Origin of the sequence: Acinetobacter sp. P8-3-8 (genome assembly GCF_000214135.1) — a bacterium.
In the GTDB taxonomy this organism is placed as follows: domain Bacteria; phylum Pseudomonadota; class Gammaproteobacteria; order Pseudomonadales; family Moraxellaceae; genus Acinetobacter.
Map to the genome: position 1 here is coordinate 17693 of NZ_AFIE01000024.1, position 17827 is coordinate 35519.

Genomic DNA, 17827 nt, shown 5'->3' on the forward strand with positions numbered 1-17827 from the left:
TAATTTGATCTATTCACTATACATCACTTAGTTCTAGCTAGAACCTCAAATAGCTTTATATTTTTCAGGGAGGGATAGGTTTTCCTAGATCATGGAATTAAGGGAAATATTATTGTCATAAAATTGAGATACTATTTCTTATTTATCTCAATTTTTAATCTTCTTTTTCACTTTTATAATACACTGAGTAAATTGTAATAATGTGACATGATTGCTGTTTATGAGCAAATTATATGAAGTTTAACAAATTGAGGTATATTAAATGAAAAAGCATTTATTGATGAAAATAGCTTTATTGGGCGTAGTTCAGTCATTGGTAAGTTCAAGTGTTTTTGCAGATATTCCACTGACTCCTGCTCAGTTTGCGAAAGCTGATAGCCAAAAGTTTGATAAGAAAGTCCTATTATCAAATTTAAACAAACCGCATGCCTTACTTTGGGGACCAGACAATCAGATTTGGCTAACTGAGCTTGCTACAGGCAAAATTATACGTGTTAATCCAGAGTCAGGTGCTGCAAAGACAATATTCCAAGTTCCTGAGATTATAAATGATGATCATGCACAGAATGGTTTTCTAGGTTTTACATTCCACCCTAATTTTAAACAACATCCTTATATTTACGTTTCTGGTACTTTTAAAAACCCTAATGCGACGGATAAAAATCTACCAAATCAAACTATTATTAGACGCTACACCTATAACAAAACAATGGATTCTTTTGAAAAACCACTGGATTTAATTACAGGCTTACCTTCAGCAAAAGATCATCAGTCAGGACGTTTAATTATTGGCCCAGACCAAAAGCTTTATTATACGATTGGTGATCAGGGGCGTAACCAATTGGCGTATTTATTTTTACCAAACCAAGCTCAGCATACGCCAACACAGCAGGATTTAAAAAATAAAGATTATCATACCTATATGGGTAAAGTTTTGCGTTTGAATTTGGATGGAAGTATTCCAAACGATAACCCAAGTTTTGATGGTGTCGTCAGTCATATCTATACGATAGGACATCGTAATCCACAAGGTTTGGCTTTTAGCCCAAATGGCAAGTTGCTACAAGCTGAGCAAGGACCAAATTCTGATGATGAAATCAATGAGATCATTAAAGGTGGTATTATGGTTGGCCAAATGTAGCAGGCTATAAAGATGATAGTGGCTATGCCTATGCAAATTATTCTGCTGCCAAAAACCAATCTCAGATTAAAGATTTAGCACAGAATGGTTTAAAAGTTATGGACGGTGTCCCTGTAACGAAAGAGTCAGAATGGCAGGGTAAAAACTTTGTTACACCATTAAAAACTTTATATACAGTACAAGATACTTATAGTTATAACGATCCCATGTGTGGTGAAATGACCTATATCTGTTGGCCAACGGTTGCACCTGCTTCGGCATACGTTTATAACGGTGGTCAAAAAGCGATTTCAGGTTGGTCAAATGTATTGTTGGTTCCATCATTAAAACGAGGTGTGATCTTCCGTATTAAAATGGATCCGACATATAGTGTGACTTATGATGATGCAGTGCCTATGTTTAAGAGTAATAACCGCTATCGTGATGTCATTGCTAATCCCGCAGGTAATGTTCTTTATGTATTGACTGATAAAGAAGGTAATGTGCAAAAAGATGATGGGACTGTGACCAATACTTTAGAGAATCCAGGCGCTTTGATTCGATTCACGTATACACCTTAACGGCTTTGTATGAATAATTGAACAGATGATTAGGAAGTTGATCTACTCAACGCTTTTTATTTAAGTTGATTGAATCAGTATGAGACTTCCTCATCATTTAGGTGTGAAAATGGATTGAAAATAAAATATGTTTAAACATCAATTTAAATCCTATTGGCAACAATTCTCCAATCACTTAATGCTGGAGGATGCGCATTCAAAAGCATTATTACGTTTATTATTAGAAGCTTATTCTGAGCCACAACGTCACTATCATACGATTCAACATATTGTGGAATGTTTAGCATTTTTTCATCAGATAAAAAATCAGTTGAATGACCCGATTGCTGTTGAGTTGGCGATTTGGTTCCATGATGCAATTTATAATCCGCAGGCTATCGACAATGAAGAAAAAAGTGCTGAATTAATGGAGCAACATTGTTCACAATTATTTGAAAATACTCAACTTCAAAAAGTTTATAAATGGATTATTGCAACTAAAAAGCATTCACCTGCGGCAGATCAGGACTTAAATTATTTATTGGACATAGATTTGGCAATTCTAGGGAGTTCCAAACAACGATTTGCAGAATATGAACAGCAAATTCAGCAAGAATATTCGTGGGTTGAGGCTGAGTTGTATCGGGTAAAAAGAGCAGAAGTATTAAACTATTTTTTTGAAATGAAACCTTTATATCAGACTGAATATTTTAGATATTTATTGGAAGAGCAGGCTAAATATAATTTAACAAGTCGTTTAAAGAAATGAGACAGATTGAAAAAATCAGAGTAGAAAGTAGACGATAAATTCTAAGCATTAAAAAGGATAAAGTGAAAAAGAAATAGAATAAAAAGTGCCATTCAAAATAAATAGCACTTTAATTGCATATGGACTAAGGACGAATAATCATACAGGTCGCTGTGGCATGCGCATATAACTTACCATCTTCATCAACTAATTTACCTTCAGAAATTGCAAGATTTTTACTTAAATTAATGACAGAACCAATCGCGAGTAATTCTTTATCTTTAGGCACTGGACGGCACATTTTGACATTTAAATCGATTGTTCCATAACCCACACCAGCTTCCAAAGTGGTATGTACTGCACAACCTGTCGCAGAATCTAAAACAGTTGCAGCAAAACCACCATGTACGCCACCTAAAGGATTCAAATGACGTTGATCTGCCTTGACTTTAAAGCTGGCTTGACCATTAGAAATTTCAAATAAATCCATTGGAATAGTTTCGCTGATACTCGCTCTTGGAATATGTCCAGCAACCATTGCTTGTAAAAATTCTAATCCTGTCATTTCTTTAGGGTGTTTCATCTTGCTATCCTGATTGCCATTTTTAAATTAAGTTCCAAAAAGGAACTATTAAAATAAGATAAGCTGAGACAAGAAGACTGTCAAATCTTTTGTCGTGACTGTAGCGTTAGAAAATTTTAATATTCAGTTGTGTAGAATTTTTCGAAATGGTCAGATTGATGAATGATTTTTAAGGCAATTTTCTCACCTGTTGCCCATGTGGCATGTGCTTTTGCGAGATCCACATCGATAATATCTAATTCTTTGCACAGTGTTCTAGCACTCTCAATCACGATAAATTGAGGTGAGTGTGATTTTAAGCACTTAGCGATATAACGCTGAATGCCTTGTAGTTTATAGACATCAATTATTTTATAACGCATATTTTCCAAAGCTTATATTTAATTTATTGTTTTTCTAGTCTAATCCTAATGAATTGTAAATTTCAAATGATAAATAACGTAAATATAAATTCATTTTATATGTGAATTCAGGATATAAAATATTCATAAGGACTTCATCTAAAAATCATAGTATTTTTAGTTCAAACGATAAAATCAATTTATAAATTTAGACTCAAAAAGGAACAAGCTTATGAAAGGACAGTGTCTTTGCGGCGTAACAACATTTGATGTTGAATTAAATAATCACGATGTCCATGTGTGTCATTGTTCAATTTGCCGTCGCCAAACCAGTGGCGTGATTATGACCATAGATGTAAAACAAGGTACTTTGGTTTTTGATCAGCAAGATCATTTGAGTGTTTTTAACTCATCAGAATGGGGCGAACGAGGTTTCTGTAATGCGTGTGGTACAACTTTGTTTTGGCGAACTAAAGATCAAAGCTATTGTAATATCAATGCATTTTCATTAAATGATGCACTTCAAGATTTAAAATTGGATTTGGAGATTTATATAGACAACAAACCTGACTTTTATAGCTTTAAAAATGAAACGACAAAAATGACTGAGGCGGAAGTTGTGGCTTTATTTACAGCACAATCTGAATAATCAAATTATTTTCTTTGAAAATGGATTTCAAAATGTGTTGAAAATGGACGTATCAGCAATGCTGTTTAAAATTGTATTGGCAATGATTGCTTTTGCTGCAAATTCAGTAATTTGCCGTTTTGCATTGGTGCAAAATCAAATTGATCCAATGAGCTTTAGCATCCTTCGTGTACTGAGTGGTGTTTTGGTTTTAAGTGTATTGTTGATGGTGAGTTATCGCAAATCTCAAATCCGAACAAAACTTAATTGGAATCTCAAGCATGGGTTTTATCTAGCGACGTATATTGTTGCATTTTCATTGGCTTATGTGAAAATTGATGCGGGTGTTGGTGCGTTATTGTTATTTGGTACAGTGCAATTGACTATGGTGATTTACGGATTATGTCATGGTGAAAAAATCAATTGGAAAAGAGCAGTGGGTTTGCTCCTTGCTTTTTCAGGCATTACGATTTTACTTTTACCGGGTGCAAATGCGCCAAGCCTAGGATATTCCTTGATTATGGTGATTTCTGGTATTGCTTGGGCTGCTTATAGTATTTCAGGCAAAGATTCTGCTAATCCTTTAAATAGCACATACACCAACTTTGTTTGGGCTATACCATTTGTGGTTATTGCTGGATTTCTATTTGCACAAGATATTTATATAAGTTGGCAAGGTTTTATTTTAGCGATTGTTTCAGGAGGATTGGCTTCAAGTAGTGCTTATGTATTGTGGTATTCCATTCTCAAACAGATCGACAGAATCATGGCGAGCACGGTGCAATTAAGCGTGCCATGTCTAGCAATTATTGGTGGTTCGCTCTTTATTGGTGAAAACATCGGTCTGAGAATTTTACTGTCGTCTGGAGCTGTACTGTGTGGAATTTTATTGGTTATTTTTGCAGTACCTAAAAAAGTAACTTGAGTTTGCATTGTTTAAAATAAGTCAGCTTAATATTTTATTTTTTTCGTTATTTTTCAATATTATTTTTTATAAAAATTAGCTATATTTATTGAAGTGTAAAATTTTATTGTTTGATAAATTTTCTCAAGTGTTAGGTATTCATTTATTTAGCATTCAAGACTTTCGTGCTCAAAATATAAAATTTAATGTCAACAAATCCTAAATACAACAAAATCAAGAATGTATGAAAAAGTTTATCAATCTCTTTATTCCTATTTTATTGAGCAACCTCGCCGTTGTAGTCGGTAGTGTTGCGGATACTATTTTTTTATCACATGTGAGCACATCAGATGTCGCTGCAATGTCTGTGACGCTTTCTATTTATGCTTTGGTTTATATTTTGGGTTTTGGTTTATTGCAAGGTGTGATGCAAGAACTGGCTGAAGCAAATGGACGACATGCTTTAAATACATCGCAAATCATTATCAAACAAGGTGTATTGATCGTTTTATTGCTTTCTGTGTTTGGAATCATTTTTCTCACACATTCAGAGTCGGTTTTAAGACTTCTTGGTGCGGATCAGCATTTGCAAGCGCTGGTTTTAGATTGTCTTTTCATCTTAGCTTTGGCTTTACCTGCACAATTGCTATTACGAACCTTCTTTATCGTGACTCAAACATGCGGGCAAGCGAAATTGGTGTTTTATGCCAATATTTTTGCACTAATCATAAAACTGAGCTTATCTTATGCTTTGATCTATGGTGTTCCTTATTTTCACATTCCCCAACTGGGTGTGAAAGGCGCTGTTACCGCGACAATGCTTACTCAATGGATCATGTTGTTTGTTTATTATGGATTTTTCCTAGAAAAGAAATATCGGATTCAACTGGCGGGTCAATTCTTCGATTTTGATATTTTAAAAAAAATCTTGAGAATTGGTTTCCCAATGGCTGTCATTATCTTAATTGATGTCATTGCGGTGACTTTTATATCACTGCTTTCTATTCCTTTGGGAAATACAGCTTTAACAGCACATCAAATTGTTATGGGTATCACTTCATTACTGTTTATGTTCCCATCATCATTATCTGCTGCATATAGCATTTTAATCTCTACCAAAGTAGGAGAGGGTGATCTTCAAGCTGCATGGAAATTAACACAGCGGGCTTTGCAAATAGGATTGTTATTGGCCTTATCTATCGTGATTTGTGTTTATGGATTTAAAGATGTATTGATTCCTATCTTTACGAAAGATGCAGCCGTTACTGTTTTTGTAATGAATTTATTATTGATCGTTTGTGTCATGCATATTGCAGATGCGATGCTGTGCATTCTGGTTAATATGTTGCGTTGTTGGTCTGTGACAATTACCCCGATGTTTATTTATACCTCTGTGATTCTAGTGATTGGCTTAGGTGGTGGTTGGTATGTTGCGTATCATCCTATTGCTTGGCTTCAGTTTCATCTACCTGCGATGGGAATCTATGGGTTTTGGATTTTACTGACATTTGCTTATATTCTTGCTGTGGCAGTGTGTAGCCTATGTCTTAAATATCGGCAATATTTGAAGTAAGTAACGTCAGTTCGGGATAAACTTTGATGTAAGTTATTGAAAAGATAGATTAGGCACAGCGGAGTCTTACCGTTTAAGAGTCAAATGCAAGGATTAACCCACTTCGTCTTGCACTTCGCTTGAAATATATTTCAATCTTGTTCAGGTTCGACCTGAGAGGTACTACCTCGCAAGGCTTTCGGGATGAGTGGCACTGCCACGCAAGGGCAAAACCTGAGCTGTGATTAAAGCAGCGCAAGAGTTGCCAACTCGACAGATACCATCAAGTACCTAATATATCGCAAAAACAGTATATTACAGATCTTGCGGAATATATTCCTCATGCCTCGAACAATGCGACTGACGTTTCCGCGTATCAGATAGTTGGGAATATATCTTATCTCGAACTCAGGTTAAGTATTTAGACTGATTTAACTCTGTGTTTCATTTAAAAATTTAAATCTTATTTTTAACTTATTGATTATATTTGTAATGAATCAATAATGATTTTGATTTAGAAATAAAAAACCCGCTCAGTTGAACTGAGCGGGTTTTTATTTATAGAAATCTATAGATTATTTCGCAGCTTTTTCAGCTTCGATAGAAGCAATCGCAGCATCTACGCCTTCGATTGAATCAGCAGCTTTTTTGATACGTGCAAGCGCATCAACAAGAACTTCATCAGCAGTCGCATAAGAAATACGCATGAAACCACCTAAGCCGAATGCATCACCTGGAACAACAGCAACGCCTGTTTCTTCTAATAACCATTCAGAGAATTCTGTGCAAGATTTTAAACCTTTCGCACGAATCAATGGACGGATATTTGCATAAGCATAGAATGCGCCGTCAGCAGGTAAGCAAGAAATACCGTTAATTTCGTTCAAACCATTCACGACTAAGTCATGGCGACGTTTGAATGCTTCAATCATTGGTTCAAGAACATCTTGAAGGCCATTCAAAGCAGCTTCAGCAGCAACTTGTGAAATTGAAGTTGGGTTTGAAGTTGATTGAGATTGGATTTTTTTCATCGCACCAATTAGCTTAGCAGGACCCGCTGCATAGCCAATACGCCAGCCAGTCATTGCATAGGCTTTAGATACACCGTTTAACACGATTGTACGGTCATAAAGGTCTGGAGCAACTGTTGCGATGTTATAAAATTCGTCATCCCAACGGATTGGTTCGTACATATCGTCAGAAGCGATATAAACTTCTGGATATTTGCGAAGAACGTCAGCCAAAGCTTCTAATTCAGCTTTGGTATAGATCATGCCTGTTGGGTTTGAAGGGCTGTTTAAAACCACTAAACGTGTCTTGTCAGTGATCGCCGCTTCTAATTGCGCAGGAGTGATTTTGAAACGTTGTTCTTCACCACATTTTACGATAACTGGAACACCTTCAGCGATAATCACCATATCTGGGTAGCTCACCCAATATGGCGCAGGAATAATCACTTCATCGCCTTTATTTAATAAGGCAAGTGCTAAGTTAAAGAATGACTGTTTACCACCGCATGAAACCAAAATTTGGTTTGCAGCATAGTCAAGATTATTATCACGTTTTAACTTTGCAATAATTGCTTTTTTAAGGCCAGGCGTACCATCTACAGCTGTGTATTTGGTAAAACCGTTGTTAATTGCTTGAATAGCAGCATCTTTGATGTGTTGTGGGGTATCAAAGTCAGGTTCACCTGCACCCAAACCAATTACATTTTTACCCGCAGCTTTTAATTCTGCTGCTTTGTTGGTAACAGCAAGAGTTGGGGACGGTTTGATGGCATTAACACGATCTGAAAGACGTACGTCCACGGCATTATTCCTTCTTATAGGGATTAAAAATAAAAAGCACACTATCATAGCTTAAAATAGGGGATATCGTTGTTCAATATCTAAACAAATTCACCAGAAATCTACGAAAATTCAACTTTACTGTATCAAGACGCGACAAATTATCAGTGGTTCATATAAGCACTCGCATCATTAAGCAATTTTACGTACAATATGCTCAGTTAAAATTGAGTGAATCATATGAGCACCCAAAATACTCCCAAGAAAAAGTCATTGGCAAAGTTACCTTTTCCAATGCCGTCGGCTTCTGCTGAAAATCAAGATGATGTCGCTCACAACCAAGTGCGTCCAAAACCTGAACAGTATGCAGATCGGACATGGATGCCACCACGTGGTACACGTCGCTCTATGGGCAAAAGGTAATTAAAAATAGGTGCATTCAGCACCTATTTTTATATGTGTCATTTTTGAAATGTATGATTAATTCGTTAAAGTTATAACAATATTTAATAGCTTATTCATCTACAGTTTGAGTGAAATATTCATAATAATCTTTTTTCTTTTGATACATGACTTGGTCGGCACGTTTTAACATATCCTCAACTTTTTCATCGTGTTGTGTGGTTGCATGACCAATAGCGATGCTGATGGGATGGGAAGAATAATACTGATTATCAATATTCAATAATTCTTCAATGGTCATAATCGTTGAGTTCACTGCTTGCTCATTGGCACCAGACATCATCACCACAAACTCATCACCACCAATTCTAGACGCTGTATAGCTGGTATGTGTTACGGTACGGTTTAATATATTGCCCATGCGACGAAGTAGCTCATCGCCAACATCATGACCATAGTGATCATTGATTGCTTTTAAACCATTCATATCAATGAAAATCGCCGAAACAGGGCGGAGTACACTACGTTCTAAGCGGTTAATTTCTTCCGTATAAAATGAACGGTTAAATAGTTTTGTGAGTACGTCGTGTTTGCCCAAATATTCTAAATAGTTTTCAGCTTTTTTACGTGCGGTAATATCTGTTAAGGCAACTTGTACCAAGCTCCAGTCATCTTCATAGCCTGGAAAAACCGTAAATTGCAATAATACATTACGAATAGAGCCGTCTAGTGCATAGTTGACAGCTTCACGTTGATGGTGGATTTTTCCATTCCACAATTCAATCAATTGTTCACGAAATGTTTGATGCGTTTCTTTGGAAAATACACGGTATAAATTTTTAAAGAGCGTTTCTTTATCTTTTGCTTTAAATAAATCTAAAGTGGCTTGGTTTACATCAAGTAGGATAATGTCATCTATACATTGATTTACAAAGTCTGAGTGTACATCTAAAAAAGTACGAAAGTCTTCAATACCCACTTGACGCAATTGGTCTAAACGCATTTTTACACGACTAAAATCTTCAACCCATAATGAAGTTGGCGAATAAATAAAGCGAGATTCTGCAAGTTGACGATTTTTTTCTTCATTGCGGTGTGCATTTTGATAATCAGTAATATCTTCAGTGGTGATCAATACTTGATTAAAGGTATTTTCTGAACCAGGAAGAACAACCGCTCTCAGTTTAATGTCGAGTTTTCTACCAGAGATTGTGTAATTGGTGGTTGTGCTTAAGAACTCATTATTTCCATTCCATAACGAGACCAATTCAAGCAAATGTGCTTTAAACATTTCCTTTTGGAAAATAACGTTTAGATTTTGACATAAATGAGGTTGGCTATTGGCTTCAAAAAGATCTAAAGTTTTTTGGTTGACTTTAATAATTTTAATTTTATGTGCACATTCAACAACCAAATCAAAATTTTCTTCAAGGAAAGATTGAAGATCAGTGATGCCTTGCGCTTTCCATTGGTCAAATTGTGCTTTAATTTCACTCATATCTTCTAACCACATGGGGATCGGTGATATATCAAATATAGTGGAATTCATAATATCCATTACAGGATTCTCATTTGTTTTTAAATTCTGAAGTAGTCGGAAATATACCTTAAAAGATAATAATATCAAAACAATAACAACAAAGAATTGTTCATTATTTGTTTTCATATTTTGTTTTTTGAGTGTAGGTGCTTGATAGTGAAAAATTAATAAATATTTCTACAATAATATCAGGATATTACGGTTTTATAAGTTTGTAATACTGTGATGCATGTTTGAGTGAAAAACATACAGGAGAAAGGGGTTGAATTTAGATTTACTCAAATTTTAAAATCATTAATACGGATGAAAATTAATAAGATGACCAATCAAGTTATTCAATCTAATTAAATTTTAATAATGATTCTTATCTTATTTGTGATAAATAATCTCACTCGCATTGATTTGTATTTTTTGAATATTAATCACCATCAACGCATGATTAATATTCTGTTTATTGATTCAATCAATGGGTATTTGATCATTTATTTTTTCGAAAAATTTTCAGGCTTAGGCGCTGAAATTGTTCGTGTACCATTCCAAACATCAATAAAATCATTTTCGTTTAAATGATAAAGCTCTAATAACGCTAATATGGCACCGCCAAAAATCATAGAACCTTCGGCCTCTGGTTGAAAATCAAAAGTTTTCCCATGCAGATTATGCAAAATATCCTGAATTTCAAATTCACGATCACGACCATTACTGTCTGTTGGATACATAGGCGTATTTAAAATAATCGTAGCTAAACTTTTTTCTGCATCTGTTAAATCAAGTTGTTGAATGCTTTGTTCAACATCACCACTAAAAATAACCTGATCATTGATAAAACTGTGCAGTAATTTCTGCGTAAGTTTAGGTAAGGTTTTTTCGACAAAAGGACGAAAAGATTGTGGAAAAATCACATTGTGTGAAATGCCTTTAAACATGGGGGCAATTTCTTCAACTTTATAGCCTGCAACACCACATCCTACAGATGTAATAAAGTATTTAAGTTTCGGGTGATTTTTGGTGTAGATTTTAAAATCATCAATATAATGTTGAATTTGTGAAAGTGGCATTTGTTGTAAGTGTTCATTCATAGTTGGAATAGCAAAGCTTTGCCCAGACCATCCTCGTCCGACACCTTTCATTGCGCCAAAGTATAAATGTGCTGTTTTAGCAGCACCACCTTGATGTGTACCAGCCATATTACTACCAAATACAAAAACCGTATCTTCAGCTAAGCTTTTGATTATGCTTTCATTATGATATTGATAAGTCATGTTTTTTCAATCTTTTAGTCGGCTTGTTTCCATGTTGCTATTGAATTAAAAATGGGTCAAGGATATTTGTTGAATATTGTGTAATTAACCCCATTTAAAAATAATCTCGTCGGGTAAGTAGTGAGTTTCTGCTAGACTTGTCGTGAAGCGTATTTGTTATTTATTTTTTAGAATTTTTACAATCACCATTATTTATTTAATCCGTATTATTCATTGTCTAATCTATAGAGTCTAATCTATAGAGATAGTGAATGATTCAATCGTATTGGTAAGAAGAGAAAAGCCTGTGAGTGATCATCAACCTTTTGAACTTGTCACAAATTATGAGCCTGCTGGCGATCAGCCACAGGCAATTGCAAAATTAGTCGAAGGCGTAAACAAAGGTTTTCGTGATCAGCTTTTACTTGGTGTGACTGGTTCAGGTAAAACCTATACCATGGCAAATGTGATCGCACAGACACAACGACCTACGATTGTCATGGCACATAATAAAACTTTGGCTGCACAGCTTTACGGTGAATTTAAGTCATTTTTCCCCAATAATGCCGTTGAATATTTCGTTAGTTATTATGACTATTATCAGCCAGAAGCATATGTGCCTTCTTCTGATACTTTTATCGAAAAAGATTCAGCCATTAATGATCATATTGATCAAATGCGTCTCTCTGCGACTCGTGCATTATTAGAAAGACGTGATGCCATTATTGTTGCTTCTGTATCGGCTATTTATGGTTTGGGTGATCCGAACGCTTATATGAGTATGCTGTTGCATATTGTTCAAGGCGATCGAATTAGCCGTGATGACATTATCCGTCGTTTAGTAGAGATGCAATATACGCGTAATGAACTTGAGTTTTTACGTGGTACTTATCGTATTCGCGGTGAAATTATTGATATTTTCCCTGCGGAATCGGATCAACACGCAATTCGTATTGAACTATTTGATGATGAGGTCGATTCAATCCGTTGGTTTGATCCATTAACGGGTAAATTAGTACGTAAGGCACCACGTGTGACGATTTATCCGAAAAGTCATTACGTAACACCAAAAGATAATTTGCAAAGAGCGATTGGTACAATTCGTGAAGAATTGGCTGAGCGTTTAATTTTCTTTAAAGAACATGAAAAACTACTTGAAGCGCAACGTATTGAGCAACGTACACGTTACGATTTGGAAATGATGCAACAATTGGGATATACCAACGGTATTGAAAATTATTCACGTCATTTATCAGGTCGTCCAGCAGGTGAAGCGCCACCGACTTTATTCGATTATATTCCAGATGATGCGTTATTGATTATCGATGAGTCGCATGTAACTGTGCCGCAAATTGGTGCGATGTATAAAGGTGACCGTTCACGTAAAGAAAACTTAGTGAATTATGGTTTCCGTCTACCGAGTGCGTTGGACAATCGTCCAATGAAATTTGAAGAATGGGAACGTATCGTTCCAGCGACGATTTATGTCAGTGCAACGCCTGCAAAATATGAATTGGAAAAATCTGAACAAGTCGCAGAACAGGTAGTTCGTCCAACAGGACTGGTAGATCCTGAAATTGAAATTCGCCCAGTGTTGACGCAAGTTGATGATGTATTGTCAGAAATTAACATTCGTAAAGAATTGGATGAACGTGTTTTAGTCACAACTTTGACCAAGCGCATGGCAGAAGATTTAACTTCTTATCTGAAAGAATACGGTGTCAAAGTCGCTTATTTACACTCGGATATTGATACCGTTGAACGGGTCAAAATTATTCATGAATTGCGTACAGGTGTGCACGATGTACTCGTCGGTATTAACTTATTACGTGAAGGTTTGGACATGCCAGAAGTCTCTTTGGTTGCCATTCTCGATGCAGATAAAGAGGGCTTTTTGCGCTCAGAACGTTCATTAATTCAAACGATTGGACGTGCAGCACGACATTTAAATGGTAAAGCGATTCTTTATGCAGACCGTATCACTGATTCAATGCAAAAAGCCATGGATGAAACAGAGCGTCGCCGCAATAAACAAATTCAATTTAATGAAGAGCATGGCATTATTCCACGTAGTGCAGTGCGACAAGTGGTCAAGGAAATTGATTCAGGCGAAGTGATTGAAGATGATGAGATTGATTCAAAAATTCTTGAGCAAAATAAAGCCTTAACCGCAGATGAGCAGCATTTGCTCTCTGATCCTAAATTACTGAGTAAACATTTGTCGAAGTTGGAAAAGGAGATGTTAAAGGCATCGAAAGAACTTCAGTTTGAACAGGCAGCACGGTTACGTGATGAAATTGTTCGTTTAAAAACCAGAATGTTACAGTAATTCGTTAAGTTTAGAATGCGATAAATGTGTAGCTTTAGGTAGGATGTTAAGATACATAAAGCTACAGTTTTAGTTTAAATTTATGATTATTTTAATAATTATAATATTTGCTAATGGCGAAGGTATAAGGTGCAACTTCTAAAAAAATTACCCAAAGTGAACAATTTTAAAAAACTCATCATGCTATGTGCTGTGATCACTTTGCCTAATTTTTATAGTCAAACTTATGCAGAAAATTCGACTTTAGCTGCTGTGCCAAGAGTGGAGTTAAGCCAGTATTTAGGGCTATGGTATGAAATTGCACGTAAACCCATGCATTTTCAAAAGCAATGTGCCAAGGATGTAACAGCTCGTTATACGGTGAATGAGTATGGGAATATTGCCGTTGATAATCGTTGTATCGATGTTGATGGAAATGAATTGCGCTCTTTAGGCGAGGGCTTTATCAGTAATGAACCTTTTAATTCAAAATTAAAAGTCAGTTTTCTGCCAGAAGCGATTCGTTGGGTGCCAATCGGGCGTGGTGATTATTGGATATTGAAAATAGATCCAAGCTATCAAATGGCTTTAGTCGGTGAGCCTAAACGCAAATATTTATGGTTATTGTCCCGTGACGCACATCCAGATGAAGCAAAAGTCACTGAATTTCTACGTTATGCACAAATTGTAGGCTTTAGTCTAAAAGATATTATTCGTACCAAACAAACAGATCAATAATGGTAAGTGTTAATCTTTCAAGATATTGATTTTTATTTAAATAAATGAATTTTGGAATGATTATTTGAATAATAAAAATAATTGATCTTTCAAGTGATATTTAATGAAAGATGTTTATAATAACTTTAAATATGTAGGTATTAGAGGTAACAGATGTTTAAGGGTGTAGCATTGTCTGTATTGGCATCTGTGACTTTTGGTGTTTTATATTTCTTTTCTAAGCTGTTAGGCGATCTGGATAGTCAGCAAACTTTTGGTTGGCGGATTATTTCAACGCTGCCTTTTTTAACATTATTTATGTTATTTAGCGGTGATTTTGTCCACGTTAAAACAATTTATAAAAGAATCATTGAAAAACCTATTCTGTTATTACTTTTAGTGATTACCTCGAGTTTGACGTGCTTTCAATTGTGGCTGTTCTTATGGGGGCCGATGAATGGGCGTGGTTTACAGGTTTCGCTTGGATATTTTCTATTACCTTTAGTTTTGGTTTTAGCTGGCAGTATTTTCTATAAAGAAAAATTATCAAAGTTCCAAATGGTGGCCGTTGCTTTTGCTACTTTTGGCGTAGGACACGAGTTGTGGCGACTCGGAAGTATCGCATGGGAAACCATGAGTGTTGCTGTAGGTTATTCCTTATATTTTCTGATTCGTAAAAAAATTGGAACCGATAATCTTGGTGGCTTTTGGTGGGATATTTTGATTTGTATCCCGCTTGCCATTTATTTTACCCAAACTGGGTTAAATGCTTATGGTCAATTTATCGACTCACCAAGCTTAGTGCTTGTAGTGGTAGGACTGGGGTTTTTAAGTGCAATTGGATTGGGAAGCTATATTCTTGCTAGCCGATACTTACCAATGATTTTATTTGGGTTGTTGAGTTATTTAGAACCTGTTTTGTTGGCCTTAGCTTCACTTGCATTGGGTGAATCTATAGCCAAAGAAGAATGGTTGACTTATATACCGATTTGGTGTGCTGTGGGTGTATTAGTGATCGAAGGAACGATACATCTTTATAAACAGAAACAACGTAAGAAAAACTTAGCGTTAAATATTGAAAAATTCGATAATTATTAAGGTTTATGGATGTTTTATGATTGATTGTTGTACAAATAAATATGATACATGAGACGTACATGCTTTAGAGTATGAATGAAAATAATAAAACGATTTCCAAGTTTAATTTAATAATGAATGAAAAAATCATTTTGGTCACAACCTGAGCAATAAGCTTTAAATATATATAGCTCATGTTTTGTTCGTAGTTTAAGGTGCATTAACGACCAAAATGTTTTAAAGCGACGTTGTTATTTTTGTGAAGTTATGCTTTTGAATGTCTAAAACAATTCAATGCTGTATTTTAAGTAAAAGTTGAGTGAAAAATGCTCAATGCAGACAGAATACAGACAAATTATGCACAGTCCAAAGTGGTTATCGTAATAATAAATTTTAGCCAATTCACACATAAGTAATTAACAAAACTGAAAAAATATGTTAAATATGTCGCATTACTGAGGCTTTCTTGTATTTACTTTAAAAGTAAAAAGTTGGTTATATGATGAAATCGACAGTTATTCCATATCAAACAAGAGCAATGTTGTCGCAATTAGAACCCAGCACAGATTTAAACTGGAAGGGGACTTTGTCGCATATTTTTGATAGTGAAAATATTGAAGTAAAAGAAGAAATAGATCGTCAAATTCTAAAGCCAAAAGATATTCAATGGAATCGTGTCACCAATACATTTGAGTATACGGTGACTAACTCTTTAAGTATTTTGAAGCATAGTTTTTCGAGTGAGCGTATGCGCTCGATTGCGAGTAAATTAAGCATTTCGATTAACTGGTTGAAGGATATTTCTGACAGTGTGCAAATCGCTGATTATCTAGAAAATGCTTTGCACCAAATTGATTTGATTCCTGTTGATGATAATTTAAGTCTACAACGTGAAAAAATGTTGATTCGCAGAGTTTTTTTACAAGATGTCGCGAAACTGATTCGCAAAATTAGAATTGAGCCGCCTCAAGGCGTTCGTCATTTGTCGTGTGAACAAATACGTTGTTTTATTGTCGAAGTCTTTATAAAACAACAATTATTGGGTTATTGGTTTAAGCCTTTATTACCAAAGTCGGCTGATTTAAGAAATCATCCATTTTTTAAATATTATATTTTAAATGAACAAAAAGTTAGAAAGTTTGACATTGTTAAGACATCTGAATTTATTTATTTGATCGCCCCAATTCAAAACTTTGAACAAAATCCTTATTCAATTCGGCGTTTTTTGTTTGAGGAAAATATTGAATATAAAAATCAAATTTATGTGACTGGACTTGTCGTTGAACTGGAAAGAATTGACGATGAGAATTATAAAGGTGACTTAGATCGACTGATGCAAAAAATGATCACCATTCAAAGCCAAGTGCAAAAGGATGTGATTGAAGTCGTACAAGATTTTGAAAGCTTTACCGATAAAATGCTATTGCCGTTCTTAATGGAACCTTTAGGTATGTCGGCGAATAATAGTGATTCAGTTGCTCAAAATCATCTAAAAAAGATTGAGCAATTGATTACTGCCAATATTTTAATGCCTTTACGCAACGCAGTTAAAAATGATTTATCGCATATAGAAGAGTTTGAATACTTGTTTATGAGCGTACATCGTATTTTTTCTGAAATTTTAGCGCATTATCGAGATTTTAAAGAACAGCCTGCTTTATTTTTTAATCACGCCGTACAACTTTTTGAATATCGATTATTGGCTTATTTAAAGCTTTTGGAAAAACGGAAAGATGAAATTTTTATTCCAATGAGTAAGCATGAGTGGCAGGTGATGCATGAGCGTTCACAGCAGCCTATTAAAAAAATCCAAGGCATTTTATTGGAGCAAATGACGGATTATCGTGATTTAACGACTTATGTTACTCAGTTGAAAAAAGAACAAACAGCATGGCAGGGTTCTTTTATTAAAAGAATTTTACGCGGTGAACGGGTTGATAAAGATATTGCACAAACTAGTCAAGCCGCTTTGCTGATTAAAAAGCAAACCTACATGGATGTTTTGACTGTTCCTAAAAGCTTACCTAAATATCATGTGTTTATTGAGTTTGAAAGTTTAACGTCAATGAGTGAATTGGAACGTCATTATGCTTTTCCAAATGGAGATAATGGACTGATTCGATTACCTATATTGATGAAAATACCAGAAAATTTAATCGATTTTGATATTGAAGCATTTAATTCTTCGATTAGTTACGATTTACACTTTTCACCGAACTCGTAGTTTGACATGGATGTTATTGAAGGCGTGTAGATTTAACCGTTTGGATCATTTATTTGGGTGAACTTGGTTATTTGTTCATTTAGCATTTGATT

Annotated in this window: 14 protein-coding genes and 1 pseudogene; 10 read left to right on the plus strand and 5 right to left on the minus strand. The window is 35.1% G+C overall.

Translation table 11 applies throughout. The features are described 5' to 3' along the window. Positions 1 to 262 precede the first annotated feature (262 nt). Both GGG_RS19715 and GGG_RS0111060 read left to right on the plus strand, forming a co-directional pair. Positions 263 to 1701 (plus strand): annotated as a pseudogene (locus tag GGG_RS19715) (glucose/sorbosone family PQQ-dependent dehydrogenase). A 127-nt stretch (positions 1702 to 1828) separates the two neighbouring features. Then, positions 1829 to 2449, plus strand: coding sequence for a hypothetical protein (locus tag GGG_RS0111060; protein ID WP_010114901.1), 621 nt, complete (start codon positions 1829 to 1831; stop codon positions 2447 to 2449). A gap of 124 nt (positions 2450 to 2573) precedes the next feature. Here the strand turns inward: GGG_RS0111060 and GGG_RS0111065 are convergent, their stop codons facing one another. Beyond that, positions 2574 to 3011, minus strand: coding sequence for a PaaI family thioesterase (locus tag GGG_RS0111065; RefSeq protein ID WP_010114903.1), 438 nt, complete (start codon positions 3009 to 3011; stop codon positions 2574 to 2576). A 116-nt stretch (positions 3012 to 3127) separates the two neighbouring features. Next, positions 3128 to 3373 (minus strand): hypothetical protein, encoded by a 246-nt coding sequence (locus GGG_RS0111070; protein WP_010114905.1) that lies wholly within the window; start codon positions 3371 to 3373, stop codon positions 3128 to 3130. Positions 3374 to 3584: 211 nt separating this feature from the next. On the opposite strand from GGG_RS0111070, the gene GGG_RS0111075 reads away from it, so the two are divergent. The 3 genes from GGG_RS0111075 to GGG_RS0111085 all read left to right on the plus strand — a co-directional run bounded on the left by GGG_RS0111075 (position 3585) and on the right by GGG_RS0111085 (position 6457). Then, positions 3585 to 4001: a GFA family protein gene (locus GGG_RS0111075; protein ID WP_010114907.1), complete on the plus strand. Its 417-nt coding sequence runs from the start codon at positions 3585 to 3587 to the stop codon at positions 3999 to 4001. A gap of 58 nt (positions 4002 to 4059) precedes the next feature. Beyond that, positions 4060 to 4905 carry a DMT family transporter gene (locus GGG_RS0111080; protein WP_029574547.1) on the plus strand — a complete coding sequence of 282 codons (846 nt, stop codon included), beginning with the start codon at positions 4060 to 4062 and terminating at the stop codon, positions 4903 to 4905. 223 nt (positions 4906 to 5128) lie between these two features. Beyond that, entirely contained in the window at positions 5129 to 6457 is a 1329-nt protein-coding gene (locus GGG_RS0111085) for an MATE family efflux transporter (RefSeq protein WP_010114911.1), read from the plus strand. 554 nt (positions 6458 to 7011) lie between these two features. On the opposite strand, the gene GGG_RS0111090 is transcribed toward GGG_RS0111085, so the two are convergent. Further along, entirely contained in the window at positions 7012 to 8247 is a 1236-nt protein-coding gene (locus GGG_RS0111090) for a pyridoxal phosphate-dependent aminotransferase (RefSeq protein ID WP_010114912.1), read from the minus strand. A gap of 219 nt (positions 8248 to 8466) precedes the next feature. On the opposite strand from GGG_RS0111090, the gene GGG_RS0111095 reads away from it, so the two are divergent. Beyond that, positions 8467 to 8649, plus strand: coding sequence for a hypothetical protein (locus tag GGG_RS0111095; RefSeq protein ID WP_010114914.1), 183 nt, complete (start codon positions 8467 to 8469; stop codon positions 8647 to 8649). Between the two features lie 91 nt (positions 8650 to 8740). Here the strand turns inward: GGG_RS0111095 and GGG_RS0111100 are convergent, their stop codons facing one another. Both GGG_RS0111100 and GGG_RS0111105 read right to left on the minus strand, forming a co-directional pair. Then, positions 8741 to 10186, minus strand: coding sequence for a diguanylate cyclase (locus tag GGG_RS0111100; RefSeq protein ID WP_029574548.1), 1446 nt, complete (start codon positions 10184 to 10186; stop codon positions 8741 to 8743). A 464-nt stretch (positions 10187 to 10650) separates the two neighbouring features. After that, a complete protein-coding gene (locus GGG_RS0111105) occupies positions 10651 to 11430 on the minus strand; it encodes a hypothetical protein (protein WP_010114918.1) in 780 nt (259 codons plus the stop codon). Between the two features lie 286 nt (positions 11431 to 11716). Between GGG_RS0111105 and uvrB the strand changes: the two genes are divergently transcribed. From uvrB to GGG_RS0111125, 4 genes are all read left to right on the plus strand, one after another. Continuing rightward, entirely contained in the window at positions 11717 to 13738 is a 2022-nt protein-coding gene (gene uvrB, locus GGG_RS0111110) for an excinuclease ABC subunit UvrB (RefSeq protein WP_010114920.1), read from the plus strand. A gap of 129 nt (positions 13739 to 13867) precedes the next feature. Next, complete coding sequence (locus tag GGG_RS0111115; protein WP_010114922.1) at positions 13868 to 14455, plus strand: lipocalin family protein; 588 nt, start codon at positions 13868 to 13870, stop codon at positions 14453 to 14455. A gap of 153 nt (positions 14456 to 14608) precedes the next feature. After that, on the plus strand, positions 14609 to 15532 hold the full coding sequence (gene rarD / locus GGG_RS0111120; protein ID WP_010114923.1) for an EamA family transporter RarD: 924 nt from the start codon (positions 14609 to 14611) through the stop codon (positions 15530 to 15532). 481 nt (positions 15533 to 16013) lie between these two features. Further along, a complete protein-coding gene (locus tag GGG_RS0111125) occupies positions 16014 to 17735 on the plus strand; it encodes a hypothetical protein (RefSeq protein WP_029574549.1) in 1722 nt (573 codons plus the stop codon). Positions 17736 to 17827 lie beyond the last annotated feature (92 nt).